Origin of the sequence: Enterobacter cloacae complex sp. ECL411 (assembly GCF_021869665.1) — a bacterium.
In the GTDB taxonomy this organism is placed as follows: Bacteria; Pseudomonadota; Gammaproteobacteria; order Enterobacterales; family Enterobacteriaceae; genus Enterobacter; species Enterobacter intestinihominis.
The window spans coordinates 1,363,833-1,377,095 of the sequence record NZ_CP091486.1 but is presented as its reverse complement, the minus strand read 5'-3'; the positions used below and the strand labels follow the sequence as shown (position 1 = coordinate 1,377,095).

At 56.4% G+C, this 13,263-nt stretch carries 13 protein-coding genes; 8 read left to right on the top strand and 5 right to left on the bottom strand.

The features are described from left to right. The first annotated feature begins 91 nt into the window (after positions 1-91). Positions 92-1,375 carry a putative acyl-CoA thioester hydrolase gene (locus L3069_RS06545; RefSeq protein ID WP_032624632.1) on the top strand — a complete coding sequence of 428 codons (1,284 nt, stop codon included), beginning with the start codon at positions 92-94 and terminating at the stop codon, positions 1,373-1,375. Positions 1,376-1,478: 103 nt separating this feature from the next. Here L3069_RS06545 and pgl read toward each other — a convergent pair whose 3' ends face one another. Continuing rightward, the gene (pgl, locus tag L3069_RS06540) at positions 1,479-2,474 is read right to left on the bottom strand and encodes a 6-phosphogluconolactonase (protein ID WP_023299626.1); all 996 of its coding nucleotides are present in this window, start codon (positions 2,472-2,474) and stop codon (positions 1,479-1,481) included. 119 nt (positions 2,475-2,593) lie between these two features. Between pgl and L3069_RS06535 the strand changes: the two genes are divergently transcribed. Beyond that, entirely contained in the window at positions 2,594-3,412 is an 819-nt protein-coding gene (locus L3069_RS06535; protein ID WP_022647486.1) for a pyridoxal phosphatase, read from the top strand. Here the strand turns inward: L3069_RS06535 and modC are convergent, their stop codons facing one another. The 4 genes from modC to L3069_RS06515 form a co-directional block, all read right to left on the bottom strand. After that, positions 3,413-4,471, bottom strand: a complete 1,059-nt coding sequence (gene modC, locus L3069_RS06530) for a molybdenum ABC transporter ATP-binding protein ModC (RefSeq protein ID WP_038415704.1) — start codon at positions 4,469-4,471, stop codon at positions 3,413-3,415. After that, positions 4,471-5,163: a molybdate ABC transporter permease subunit gene (gene modB / locus L3069_RS06525; protein ID WP_006809548.1), complete on the bottom strand. Its 693-nt coding sequence runs from the start codon at positions 5,161-5,163 to the stop codon at positions 4,471-4,473. Before modB ends, modC begins: the two co-directional genes overlap by 1 nt. After that, positions 5,160-5,936, bottom strand: coding sequence for a molybdate ABC transporter substrate-binding protein (gene modA / locus L3069_RS06520; RefSeq protein ID WP_038415703.1), 777 nt, complete (start codon positions 5,934-5,936; stop codon positions 5,160-5,162). The genes modB and modA overlap by 4 nt, the downstream gene beginning before the upstream one ends. Before the next feature lie 178 nt (positions 5,937-6,114). Next, positions 6,115-6,267 carry an AcrZ family multidrug efflux pump-associated protein gene (locus tag L3069_RS06515; RefSeq protein ID WP_003858549.1) on the bottom strand — a complete coding sequence of 51 codons (153 nt, stop codon included), beginning with the start codon at positions 6,265-6,267 and terminating at the stop codon, positions 6,115-6,117. 127 nt (positions 6,268-6,394) lie between these two features. On the opposite strand from L3069_RS06515, the gene modE reads away from it, so the two are divergent. The 6 genes from modE (at position 6,395) to galM (ending at position 13,185) form a co-directional block, all read left to right on the top strand. Further along, on the top strand, positions 6,395-7,183 hold the full coding sequence (gene modE, locus L3069_RS06510; RefSeq protein ID WP_022647484.1) for a molybdenum-dependent transcriptional regulator: 789 nt from the start codon (positions 6,395-6,397) through the stop codon (positions 7,181-7,183). A gap of 67 nt (positions 7,184-7,250) precedes the next feature. After that, complete coding sequence (gene modF, locus L3069_RS06505; RefSeq protein ID WP_038415702.1) at positions 7,251-8,723, top strand: molybdate ABC transporter ATP-binding protein ModF; 1,473 nt, start codon at positions 7,251-7,253, stop codon at positions 8,721-8,723. 201 nt (positions 8,724-8,924) lie between these two features. Further along, positions 8,925-9,941, top strand: coding sequence for a UDP-glucose 4-epimerase GalE (galE, locus tag L3069_RS06500; protein ID WP_022647482.1), 1,017 nt, complete (start codon positions 8,925-8,927; stop codon positions 9,939-9,941). A 9-nt stretch (positions 9,942-9,950) separates the two neighbouring features. After that, the gene (gene galT / locus L3069_RS06495; protein WP_038415701.1) at positions 9,951-10,997 is read left to right on the top strand and encodes a galactose-1-phosphate uridylyltransferase; all 1,047 of its coding nucleotides are present in this window, start codon (positions 9,951-9,953) and stop codon (positions 10,995-10,997) included. Positions 10,998-10,999: 2 nt separating this feature from the next. Then, complete coding sequence (gene galK, locus L3069_RS06490) at positions 11,000-12,148, top strand: galactokinase (RefSeq protein WP_038415700.1); 1,149 nt, start codon at positions 11,000-11,002, stop codon at positions 12,146-12,148. Next, positions 12,142-13,185 (top strand): galactose-1-epimerase, encoded by a 1,044-nt coding sequence (galM, locus tag L3069_RS06485; protein WP_023305716.1) that lies wholly within the window; start codon positions 12,142-12,144, stop codon positions 13,183-13,185. The genes galK and galM overlap by 7 nt, the downstream gene beginning before the upstream one ends. The last annotated feature ends 78 nt before the right edge of the window (positions 13,186-13,263 follow it).

The following is a 13,263-nucleotide window of genomic DNA, read 5'->3' as shown; positions in this document are numbered from 1 at the left end:
CGTTTTTATCTTCCCGTTTCGCTCAACTTAGTATAAAAAAGCAGGCTATTTCGTCTATTCAGATAAGACTTGCATACCCAGGAGCATTACCTTGAATATTTCCAGGATTTCCCGTCTGGCGTTGGCACTCGCCTTTGGCGTGACTTTATCCGCTTGCAGTTCAACACCACCGGATCAGCAACCTTCTGAGCAGGTTGCTCCGGGCACCGCTTCCCGTCCGATCCTGTCAGCGGCTGAAGCGAAGAACTTCACCCGTGCGCACTATTTCACGGCGATGGATCCCAATGCAGCCCCATGGACGCCTTCTTCTATTAACCTGCCGAAACAGCCAGACTTCGTTGTCGGCCCGGCCGGAGCAGAGGGCGTTACGCACACCTCAATTCAGGCAGCTGTTGATGCCGCAATCACCAAACACAGCGCATCTCGTCAGTACATTGCCATCCTGCCGGGTGAATACGAAGGAACCGTTTATGTTCCGGCTGCACCGGGAAGCATTACGCTTTACGGACTTGGCGAAAAAGCGGTCGACGTGAAAATTGGCCTGGCGATTGATTCAGAGATCGACAGCACCACCTGGCGCCATCTGGTGAACCCGGCCGGTAAATACATGCCAGGTAAACCGGCGTGGTATATGTTTGATAACTGCCAGCGCAAACGTGCCGCCACCATTGGCGTGATGTGCTCGGCGGTATTCTGGTCACAGAACAATGGCCTGCAATTGCAGAACCTGACCATTCAGAACACCCTGGGCGACAGCGTTGACGCAGGTAATCACCAGGCCGTGGCGCTGCGTAGCGATGGCGACAAGGTACAGATTAACAACGTCAATATCCTGGGCCGCCAGAATACCTTCTTCGTGACCAACAGCGGCGTGCAGAATACCCTTCAGAACAATCGTCTGACGCGTACTCTGGTCACCAACAGCTACATTGAAGGCGACGTGGATATGGTCTCCGGTCGCGGCGCGGTGGTATTTGATAACACCGACTTCCGCGTGGTGAATTCACGTACGCAGCAGGAAGGTTACGTCTTTGCCCCGGCCACGCAGTCCAATCTGTTCTATGGCTTCCTGGCCGTGAATAGCCGCTTTACTGCTGCTGGCGATGGCGTGGCGCAGCTTGGCCGCTCTCTGGACGTGGACTCCGCCACTAACGGCCAGGTCGTGATCCGCGACAGCGTGATTAACGAAGGCTTTAACATGGCGAAACCGTGGGCGGATGCGGCGATCTCGAAACGTCCTTTCTCCGGCAACACCGGCACGGTGGATGATAAAGACAACGTGCAGCGTAACCTGAACGACGCTAACTTCAACCGCATGTGGGAATACAACAACCGCGGTCTGGGTAGCAAAGTGGTTGCTGAACCGAAGCAGTAAAATGCCTGCTGCCGGGTGGCGGCTACGCCTTACCCGGCCTACCTCATGCATTAACCACGCATAAAAAAACCTCGCATGTGCGAGGTTTTTTTTCGTCTACGGATCAGTGAGCGTTAATCACAACCCACATCGGCCCTTGTCCGACCGCATAGCGTCCTTTCTCTTCCAGTAGACCCTGCACGCCTTTGATTTCATAGAGCGCGATGTGGTGGGATTTCTGCCCCGCCGCAATCAGGTATTTGCCGCTGTGATCGACATTAAAGCCGCGCGGCTGGGTTTCTGTCGGCTGGAAGCCCTCAACTGCCAGAACGCTGCCGTCTTCTGAGACGCTGAAGATGGTGATCAGACTGGAGGTACGGTCACAGGCATACAGGTGGCGGCCATCCGGCGTGATGTGAATGTCTGCCGCCCAGCGTGTGTCGGAGAAATCAGCTGGCATCATGTCCAGCGTCTGTACGCACTCGATCTGCCCGTTAGGATCGTTCAGCTCCCAGACATCTACCGAGCTGTTCAGCTCGTTAACGACATAGGCATACTGCTGATTCGGGTGGAAGACCATATGGCGCGGGCCTGCGCCTTCCACGGTGGTGACTTCCGCCGGGCTCTGCGCGACCAGATGACCGTCATCGCTCAGGGTAAACAGGCAGATGCGATCCTGCTTCAGCGCTGGCACCCACAGCGTGCGGTTATCCGGCGAAATGTTGGCGGAGTGGCAACCCTCAAGCCCTTCTACCACGTCGACGGTTTCAACGGGAATACCGTCTTCCAGGCGGGTGATGCTCACGCAGCCTGCATTGTAGGAGCCGCTGAAGATAAAGTTACCTTTAAGGTCGGTAGAAATATGGGTCGGGCTGCCCGGCAGCGGCGCTTCTGCGGTATAGGTCAGCGCGCCGTCATCCGGGGAGATGCGGTATGCGAGTACGCGGAATTCCGGGCGTACCCCGACATAAAGAAAACGTTTATCCGGGCTGACGACCATCGGCTGCACCTGGCCTGGCACATCAACAACCTGAACCAGCGTAAGCGAACCTTCTGTATTCAAACGCCAGACATGGATCTGCTGACTTTCAGGACTGGCGGTATAAACGGTTTGTTTCATGAATACTCCTGATTATTTTTAACGGTGAATGCTGAATTGTAGTCCGGGATTTTGCAGGGTTCCGCTCTCGGTGTACCATCCCGACAGACCTTAAATTCAACATTAACCCGGAAGAAAAAATGACCTCGCGAGTGATTGCCCTGGATTTAGACGGAACACTGCTTACCCCTCAGAAAACCCTGCTCCCCTCTTCTCTTGAGGCCCTCAAACGAGCCCGGGAAGCGGGGTATCAACTTCTCATCGTAACGGGTCGACATCACGTAGCCATTCATCCTTTTTATCAGGCACTGGGCTTAGATACACCTGCAATTTGTTGTAATGGCACTTATTTGTATGATTATCAGGCAAAAAAGGTTTTAACCTCTGATCCGCTTCCCGTTCCGCAGGCGCTGCAATTGATTGATTTACTGGATGAGCACGCGATTCACGGCCTGATGTATGTGGATAACGCCATGCTGTATGAACGCCCTACCGGCCATGTGATCCGCACCAGCAACTGGGCCCTGTCTCTGCCGGAAGCGCAGCGTCCGGTGTTCACTCAGGTTTCCTCCCTGCGCCAGGCGGCGGAAGACGTCCAGGCAATCTGGAAATTTGCCCTGACCGATGAAGACACTGCCAAACTGAATACCTTCGCAAAACATGTCGAGCATACGCTGGGTCTGGAATGTGAATGGTCCTGGCACGATCAGGTGGATATCGCCCGTAAAGGCAACAGCAAAGGAAAGCGTCTGACCCAGTTCGTTGAGTCACAGGGCTGGTCAATGCAGGACGTGATTGCCTTCGGCGATAACTATAACGACATTAGCATGCTGGAAGCGGCCGGAACGGGCGTGGCGATGGGCAACGCCGATGATGCGGTGAAAGCGCGTGCTAACGTGGTGATTGGCGATAACACCACCGACAGCATCGCGCAGTATATTTATACCCACCTGCTGTAATCAGGCGGTGATAGAGACGCTCTTGATTTGCGCGTAAAGCCACAGGCCAGGCTTGATGCCTAACTCATCCCTGGCCCACGGGCTGATGCGCGCCCACAGCGTTCTGTTGCCCACTTCCAGTTGCACTTCCACCTGGCCGTTATCATCAAAACACTGCGCCACTTTTGCGCGCAAAATATTGCGGATACTGGTTTGCAGCGGCGGTTGCAGCACCAGAGAGACATCCGACGCCTGAATGCGGATCCGTAACGTGGACTGAATCGGCGTATCGATTTTATTCACCCACAAATGCTGGTCACCCAGCGCCAGCGCGGTCATCGCATAATGTGGATGGTGCTCCAGCACGCTCACCTTCAGAATGCTGCTCTGCTGCTCCTTTGGCAGCCACGGATGCATAACGCTGCTGCCCCATACCTCTTCCAGATTGCCGAATGCCTTCACCCTGCCCGCCTCCAGCACCAGCACTTTGTCGGCCAGATGTAAGATCTCATCCAGCGAATGGCTGACGTACAGCATGGGCACGTTGATTTCCCGCGCCAGACGTTGCAGATACGGCAGCAACTCGCGCTTGCGCGGAATATCCAGCGAGGCCAGCGGCTCATCCAGCAGCAACAATTCCGGCGCGGTTAACAGGGCGCGGCCAATCGCCACGCGCTGTTTTTCACCACCCGACAGCGAAGACGGGAGACGATCGAGCAGCGGTTCGATGCCCAGCAGCGCCACCAGCTTATCGAACTGTCCGGCCATGCATTTTGCCATGCCATAGCGCAGATTTCCGCGCACGCTGTAGTGCGGAAACAGGCGCGCATCCTGAAACACATAGCCGATGCGGCGCTTGTCCGGTGACAGGCAGATCTTCTTCTCCGCGTCGTTTAAGACGCGGTTATTTAACACAATACGGCCAGACTGGGGACGCGTCAGGCCGCTAATCGCATTAATCAGCGACGTTTTCCCTGCCCCGGAAACGCCAAAAATGGCGGTGATACCGCTGGCAGGCAGCGTTTCGTTAAGCGTCAGAGTGTGGCTGCCCAGGGTTTGCGTAAAGTTGAGTTCCAGCATCACGGTTTCCCCATCCGTTCACGGCTGAGGCGCGCCAGCCATTCAGACACCAGCAGCGAGACCAGGGCGAGTACAATCGAAATAATACACAGCCGGGCCGCCGCACCTTCGCCACCCGGGGTTTGAATCAGGGTATACATGGCCGACGGGATGGTCCGCGTCTCGCCGGGAATGTTGGACACAAAGGTGATGGTCGCGCCGAACTCACCCAGTGAGCGGGCGAAGGCTAACACCGTACCGACGATAATGCCCGGTAAGGTGAGCGGAAGCGTAATGGTCAGGAATACCCGCCAGCGGCCTGCACCCAGCGTGCGGGCGGCCTGCTCTAGCCGGATATCCACCCCTTCCAGCGCCAGGCGGATAGCGCGCACCATTAGCGGGAAGGACATTACTGCCGCGGCCAGAACCGCGCCGCGCCAGCTGAAAGCAAAGGTCAGGCCGAACCAATCGTACAGCCATTCGCCGATAAAACCGCGTCGCCCCATAGAGATCAGCAGCAGATAGCCGACCACCACAGGCGGTAACACGAGCGGAAGATGGAGAACACTGTCGAGCAGGGCTTTGCCTGGAAACTTCACGCGAACCAGTAACCAGGCAAAGAACACCCCAAAGGGCAAACTCAGCGCAACCGCCAGGGAAGAGACTTTCAGGCTCAGCAGCACGGCCTGCCATTCAGGTTCGGTCAATATCATTCGTGAGTCGTAAATCCGTAACGTTTAAAGATAGCGGACGCTTCAGGCCCCTTCAGGTAGTCAACGAAGGCCGTCACGGTCGCATTTTTATGTCCATCAACTATCGCAACAGGATATTCTACTTTCTTATGCGAGTCTTCCGGGAAGGTACCGACCACCTTCACACCTTTACTGGCGACGGCGTCGGAGCCGTAAACGATCCCGAGTGGCGCTTCGTTACGCTCCACCAGCGCCAGCGCGCCACGCACATCTTCTGCGGGAGCCAGCTTCGGTGATAAGGTCTTCCATGCGCCCAGTTTTTGTAGCGCTTCTTTCGCATAAATCCCGGCAGGAACATGCTCCGGATCGCCCACCGCCAGACGGCCACCGTTGAGCAGACGGGTCCAGTCCGTCTGTTTGTTGATGGCGATGTCGCCCTGCTTGCTGTTTGCGGGCGCGACCACCACCAGGCTATTTCCCAGCAGGGTTTCGCGGCTAGCCGTATCAACAGATTTTTTCTCCACCGCGTAGTCCATCCATTTCTGATCGGCAGAGATGAACAGATCAGCCGGAGCCCCCGCTTCGATCTGGCGGGCCAGCGTGGACGAGGAGGCAAACGACGAAACGACCTCGACGTTTTTCTCTTTTTTGTATACCGCAGCAATATCCTGCATCGCGTTAGTCAGCGACGCCGCCGCAAAGACCGTGATTTTTCCTTCATCCGCCAGCGCGTGGCCGGTGAGTGAGAGAGTCAGCGTTGCCCCTGCGAAAAGGCGTACCCATGAACGTGCCATTTGAAGCTCCTGTGTATATCGTTATATACAAACAAATATAACGACATATCGCAGGCGTTCCTAGCGCTAAATCGTACCCATTAATGCGTAAACTCAAGGAACGTTGTAAAAGATATCGGCGGGAGAGGAATAAACTTGAGAGCAAAACGCCCGGGCTGGCCGGGCGTTTTGGAGGAAATCATTGCTGCTTTTTAGGCTGGTCACGACGATGACCAATGTTCGAAAAGACGTTGAACACTTCACCCAGGCCGTAGATGGCACCGAGGATGATAGCCATCACTACTGGCACCATGATTACCGCGAATACCAGACTTTTCAACAACTCTAACATGGTTTTCTCCAGATCTTGTGAACGGCTTATTCTACCCTGAAAAGTAAGAAAAACATCCCCTTTTGTGCGGTGCGCTTTCCGCACCCGGACATTTGGGTCACAATAACCTTTTTGCCGGGACATTGTTATGCAGGCCGAAATTCTCCTCACCCTACGACTTCAGCAGAAGCTTTTCGCCGATCCGCGACGCATCGCCCTGTTAAAACAAATAGAACAAACTGGCTCGATTAGCCAGGGAGCCAAAAACGCCGGCATCAGCTATAAAAGCGCCTGGGATGCGATTAACGACATGAACACCCTGAGCGAACAAACACTGGTAGAGCGCGCCACCGGCGGAAAAGGCGGCGGCGGCGCCGTGTTGACGCGTTACGGGCAACGCCTGATCCAGCTCTATGACTTACTGGCGCAGATCCAGCAAAAAGCATTTGATGTGCTGAGCGATGACGACAACCTGCCGCTGGACAGCCTGCTGGGCGCCATCTCCCGTTTCTCTTTGCAGACCAGCGCCCGCAACCAATGGTTTGGTACGGTGACGGGGCGCGATCATTCGCAGGTGCAGGAGCATATTGAGATCCTGCTCGCGGACGGCACAACGCGCCTGAAAGCCGCCATCACCGCGCAAAGCGGTCAACGCCTCGGGCTGAACGAAGGTCAGGAAGTGCTGGTATTACTCAAAGCGCCCTGGATCAGCATCACGCTTAACCCTGAGCAGGCCGCCGAGGCCGACAACCAGCTACGCGGGCGTATCAGCCACATCGAGCGCGGCGCAGAACAGTGTGAAGTGCTGATGACCCTGCCGGATGGACAGTCGCTCTGCGCCACCGTTCCGGTGAACGACGCGACCGAATTAGATGAAGGTGCTGTGGTGACCGCATATTTCAATGCAGACCGGGTAATTATCGCCACATTGTGCTAAGCGCATTGACAACCCCACCAACACTGAGTATCCCTGACATCTGTTGCTGCAAAAAATGGGATAACACATGTCATCATTGCATATTTCGCAAGGCACGTTTCGTCTTAGCGATACCCGTACCTTATCGCTGCCAGAGTTAACCCTTCGCGCCGGAGAAAGCTGGGCGTTTGTGGGCACGAATGGCAGCGGAAAATCCGCGCTGGCCCGCGCTCTGGCAGGCGAATTAACCCAGCTGAAGGGTGAGCGACAGTGCACCTTTACCCGGCTGACGCGCCTTTCCTTCGAACAGCTGCAAAAGCTGGTCAGCGATGAGTGGCAGCGTAACAATACCGATTTGCTCAGCCCCGGCGAAGAAGATACCGGCCGCACGACGGCGGACATTATCCAGGATGAGATAAAAGATCCTGCCCGCTGTCAGCAGCTGGCGGAGCAATTTGGCATTACCGCCCTGCTTAACCGCCGCTTTAAATATCTCTCTACCGGCGAGACGCGCAAAACGCTGCTGTGTCAGGCGCTGATGAGCGAGCCGGAACTCCTGATTCTGGATGAACCGTTTGACGGACTGGATGTGCAGTCCCGCGCGCAGCTGGCAGCGTTGCTGGCGTCGCTTAACCAGCAGGGATACACCCTTGTGCTGGTCCTTAACCGCTTTGATGAGATCCCGGATTTCGTACATTACGCGGGCGTGCTGGCGGACTGTAGCCTGACCAAAACCGGCGAGAAAGCCGTACTGCTCCGGCAGGCGCTAATTGCACAGCTGGCACACAGCGAGAAACTGGACGGTATTGCGCTGCCGGAGCCGGATGCCCCTTCGGCACGCCACGGGCTGGATCCTGACCAGCCGCGCATTGTGCTGCGCGATGGGGTGGTTGCTTACGACGATCGCCCTATTCTTAATCATCTCAGCTGGACGGTTAATCCTGGTGAGCACTGGCAGATCGTCGGCCCCAACGGGGCGGGTAAATCCACGCTGCTAAGCCTGATCACTGGCGATCACCCGCAGGGTTACAGCAACGATTTGACCCTCTTCGGCCGCCGCCGCGGCAGCGGGGAAACCATCTGGGATATCAAAAAGCATATCGGTTATGTTAGCAGCAGCCTGCATCTGGACTACCGGGTGAGCACTACGGTGCGAAACGTGATCCTCTCTGGCTTCTTCGATTCCATTGGTATTTATCAGGCGGTATCCGACAAGCAGCACAAGCTGGCGCAGCAGTGGCTGGATATTCTGGGTATGGACAACCGGGTAGCCGATGCGCCATTCCACAGCCTGTCGTGGGGGCAGCAGCGGCTGGCATTGATCGTCCGCGCGCTGGTTAAGCATCCTACTCTGCTGATTCTTGATGAACCGTTGCAGGGGCTGGATCCCCTCAACCGTCAGCTGATCCGCCGCTTTGTGGATGTCCTGATTAGCGAAGGTGAAACCCAGCTGCTGTTTGTCTCCCACCATGCTGAGGATGCCCCATCCTGCATCACCCATCGGCTGGAATTTGTGTCTGACGGCGAGCATTACCGCTACCTGCTGAGCAAAATCGATTAACGCGTGGAGGGCGCTGCCCTCCGCTTTTCAGACAACCTGCAACAATACATCTCTATCTCTTTGATCTACAATGCACTCAGTCTGTGAAAAAGCGCCTGTGAAAACCAGTGTAAACGATACCACTATTTTATCCCATGTCACACTTTTCGCGTCTCTGATATGCTATGGTTAATTCATACCATAAGCCTAATGGAGCGAAATATGCGAGTTCTGGTAACAGGTGGTAGCGGTTACATAGGAAGTCATACCTGCGTACAACTTCTGCAAAGCGGCCACGATGTCGTCATTCTTGATAACCTGTGCAACAGTAAGCGCAGCGTGCTGCCGGTCATTGAACGCCTTGCGGGTAAACAGCCGACTTTCGTGGAAGGCGATATCCGCAATGAAGCATTGATGACTGAAATCCTTCACGATCACGCGATTGAAACCGTTATCCACTTCGCGGGCCTGAAAGCGGTGGGCGAATCGGTAGCAAAACCGCTTGAGTACTACGACAACAACGTCAACGGTACCCTGCGTCTGATCTCCGCCATGCGTGCGGCGAACGTTAAAAACTTTATCTTCAGCTCTTCCGCGACCGTCTACGGCGATCAGCCAAAAATTCCTTACGTTGAAAGCTTCCCGACCGGTACGCCGCAAAGCCCGTATGGCAAAAGCAAGCTGATGGTAGAGCAGATCCTGACCGACCTGCAAAAAGCCCAGCCTGAGTGGAGCATCGCGCTGCTGCGCTACTTCAACCCGGTTGGCGCGCATCCGTCAGGCGACATGGGTGAAGATCCGCAGGGCATTCCAAATAACCTGATGCCGTATATCGCGCAGGTTGCCGTAGGGCGTCGCGACTCCCTGGCGATTTTTGGTAACGATTATCCCACCGAAGACGGCACCGGCGTGCGCGATTACATTCACGTGATGGATCTGGCCGACGGCCACGTGGCGGCGATGCAGCAGCTGGCGGATAAACCGGGCGTGCATATTTACAACCTCGGCGCCGGCGTCGGCAGCAGCGTGCTGGATGTGGTGAATGCCTTCAGTAAAGCCTGCGGCAAGCCAGTGAAGTATCACTTCGCGCCGCGTCGTGATGGCGACCTCCCGGCTTACTGGGCCGATGCCACCAAAGCGGATAAAGAGCTTAACTGGCGTGTTACCCGCACGCTTGATGAAATGGCACAGGATACCTGGCACTGGCAGTCACGCCATCCGCAGGGTTATCCGGATTAAGGATTTGTCATGACGCAATTCAATCCCGTCGATCACCCGCATCGTCGTTTTAACCCGCTCAGCGGGCAATGGATTTTAGTTTCACCGCATCGCGCCAAGCGCCCCTGGCAGGGGGCGCAAGAGACGCCTGCAAAACAGTCGCTGCCACAGCACGATCCGGACTGCTTCCTCTGTCCGGGCAACACGCGCGTGACGGGCGATACAAACCCGACCTACAAGGGCACCTTCGTTTTCACTAACGATTTTGCGGCGCTGATGACCGACACGCCGGACGCGCCGGAAAACAACGACCCGCTGATGCGCTGCGAAAGCGCCCGCGGCACCAGCCGCGTGATCTGCTTCTCTCCCGATCACAGCAAAACGCTGCCGGAGCTGAGCGTTGAGGCGCTGAAAGAGGTGGTCAGCACCTGGCAGGCTCAAACGGCGGAGCTGGGCCAGACCTATCCGTGGGTGCAGGTATTTGAAAATAAAGGCGCGGCGATGGGCTGCTCTAACCCGCATCCGCACGGCCAGATCTGGGCGAACAGCTTCCTGCCGAACGAAGCCGAACGTGAAGACCGGCTGCAAAAAGCCTATTTCGCCCAGAACGGTTCGCCGATGCTGGTGGATTACACCCAGCGTGAACTGGTGGACGGCAGCCGCACTGTGGTGGAAACCGAGCACTGGCTTGCGGTAGTCCCTTACTGGGCGGCGTGGCCGTTTGAAACGCTGCTGCTGCCAAAGGCCCATGTTCAGCGTATTACGGACCTCAGCGACGCCCAGCGAGACGACCTTGCCCTGGCGCTGAAAAAACTGACCAGCCGCTACGACAACCTGTTCCAGTGTTCCTTCCCCTACTCCATGGGCTGGCACGGTGCGCCGTTTAACGGCGAAGAGAATCAACACTGGCAGTTACATGCACACTTCTATCCGCCGCTGCTGCGTTCTGCGACGGTACGTAAATTCATGGTGGGCTATGAAATGCTGGCGGAAACCCAGCGCGACCTGACGGCGGAACAGGCGGCAGAACGCCTGCGTGCCGTTAGCGACGTCCATTACCGCGAATCAGGAGTATAAAAATGAGTCAGAAAGATAAAACACAATCCTTGTTTGCAGAAAAATTTGGCTACCCTGCCACCCATATTATCCAGGCGCCAGGCCGCGTTAATCTGATCGGCGAGCACACCGACTATAACGACGGTTTTGTCCTGCCGTGTGCCATCGACTACCAGACGGTAATCGCCTGCGCGAAACGTTCAGATCGTAACGTGCGAGTGATCGCCGCGGATTACGGCAATGAAATTGACGAATTTTCCCTCGATGCGCCGATCGTGACCCACGACAGCCAGCAGTGGTCGAACTATGTTCGCGGCGTGGTGAAGCATCTTCTGAAGCGTAACAAGAATTTCGGCGGGGCCGATCTGGTGATCAGCGGCAACGTTCCGCAAGGGGCGGGATTAAGCTCTTCCGCATCGCTGGAAGTGGCGGTCGGCACCGTGTTCCAGCAGCTTTATCATCTGCCGCTGGACGGGGCGCAGATCGCCCTCAATGGTCAGGAAGCGGAAAACCAGTTCGTGGGCTGCAACTGCGGCATTATGGATCAGCTGATTTCCGCGCTGGGCAAGAAAGAACATGCTTTGCTGATTGACTGCCGCTCCCTCGGGACCAAAGCGGTTCCACTGCCAAAAGGTGCGGCTGTGGTGATCATCAACAGCAACTTCAAACGCACCCTGGTGGGGAGCGAGTACAACACCCGCCGCGAGCAGTGTGAAACCGGCGCGCGCTTCTTCCAGCAGCCAGCCCTGCGTGATGTCTCACTTGACGAATTTAACAAGGTTGCCCACGAACTGGATCCGGTTGTCACGAAGCGCGTGCGTCACGTGCTGACGGAAAATGCCCGTACCGTAGAAGCCGCCTCCGCGCTGGCGAAAGGTGACCTGAAACGGATGGGCGAGCTGATGGCCGAATCGCATGCCTCCATGCGCGACGATTTCGAAATCACCGTGCCACAAATCGACACCCTGGTTGAAATTGTGAAAGCCACGATTGGCGACAAAGGCGGCGTGCGTATGACCGGGGGTGGATTTGGCGGCTGTGTCGTCGCCCTGGTGCCGGAAGAGCTGGTCCCTGCCATTCAGGACGCGGTGGCTAAACAGTACGAAGCCAAAACGGGCATCAAAGAAACTTTCTATGTCTGCAAAGCATCACAAGGAGCCGGACAGTGCTAAACGAAACACCTACTCTCGCACCGGATGGTCTGCCGTATCGCCTGTTGACCCTGCGCAACAGCGCCGGGATGGTGGTTACGCTGATGGACTGGGGCGCAACGTTACTTTCTGCCCGCGTACCAATGCCTGACGGCAGCGTGCGCGAAACCCTGCTCGGCTGCGCATCGCCCGAGCAGTATATCGAGCAGACCGCTTTTCTGGGCGCATCCATAGGCCGCTACGCCAACCGCATCGCCAGAAGCCGGTTTACGCTGGACGGCGTAACCTATTCCCTGCTTGCCAGCCAGGGTGAAAATCAGCTGCACGGCGGCCCCGAAGGGTTTGATAAACGTCGCTGGAAGATTGTGCAGCAAAATGACCGTGAGGTCTGGTTCTCTCTGGACTCCCTCGACGGAGACCAGGGCTTCCCGGGCAATCTCACCGCAACCGCGCGCTTTACCCTGACCGAAGATAATCGTATCGCCATTGAGTACCGCGCGATCGTCGACAAGCCGTGCCCGGTCAACCTGACTAACCACGCCTATTTCAACCTTGACGGCAATCAGACCGATGTCCGCAGCCACAAACTCCAGATCCTGGCGGACGCGTATCTGCCGGTCGATGAGATGGGGATCCCTTATCAGGGGCTGAAACCGGTAAGCGGTAATAGCTTTGATTTCCGTCAGCCGAAAACCATCGCCCAGGATTTCCTGAGTGATGACGATCAGCGCAAGGTGAAAGGCTACGACCACGCTTTCCTGTTGCAGGCGAAAGGCGATCTTTCTCAACCTGCCGCACAGGTCTGGTCTGCGGATGAGAAGTTACAGATGACGGTCTACACCACCGCCCCTGCCCTGCAGTTCTACTCCGGTAACTACCTGGAGGGGACCACGGCGCGTGAACATAACGACTACGCCGCCTGGCAAGGTCTGGCGCTGGAGAGCGAGTTCCTGCCGGACAGTCCTAACCATCCTGAATGGCCGCAGCCGGACTGCGTGCTGCGTCCGGGTGAAGAGTACGTAAGCGTCACAGAGTATCATTTCATTCCGCGCGCATAATGTCCGGCGGCGCTACGCGTGCACGGGCCTACGAATGTAGGCCGGATAAGCGAAGCGCCATCCGGCAAAAAAGCCTGG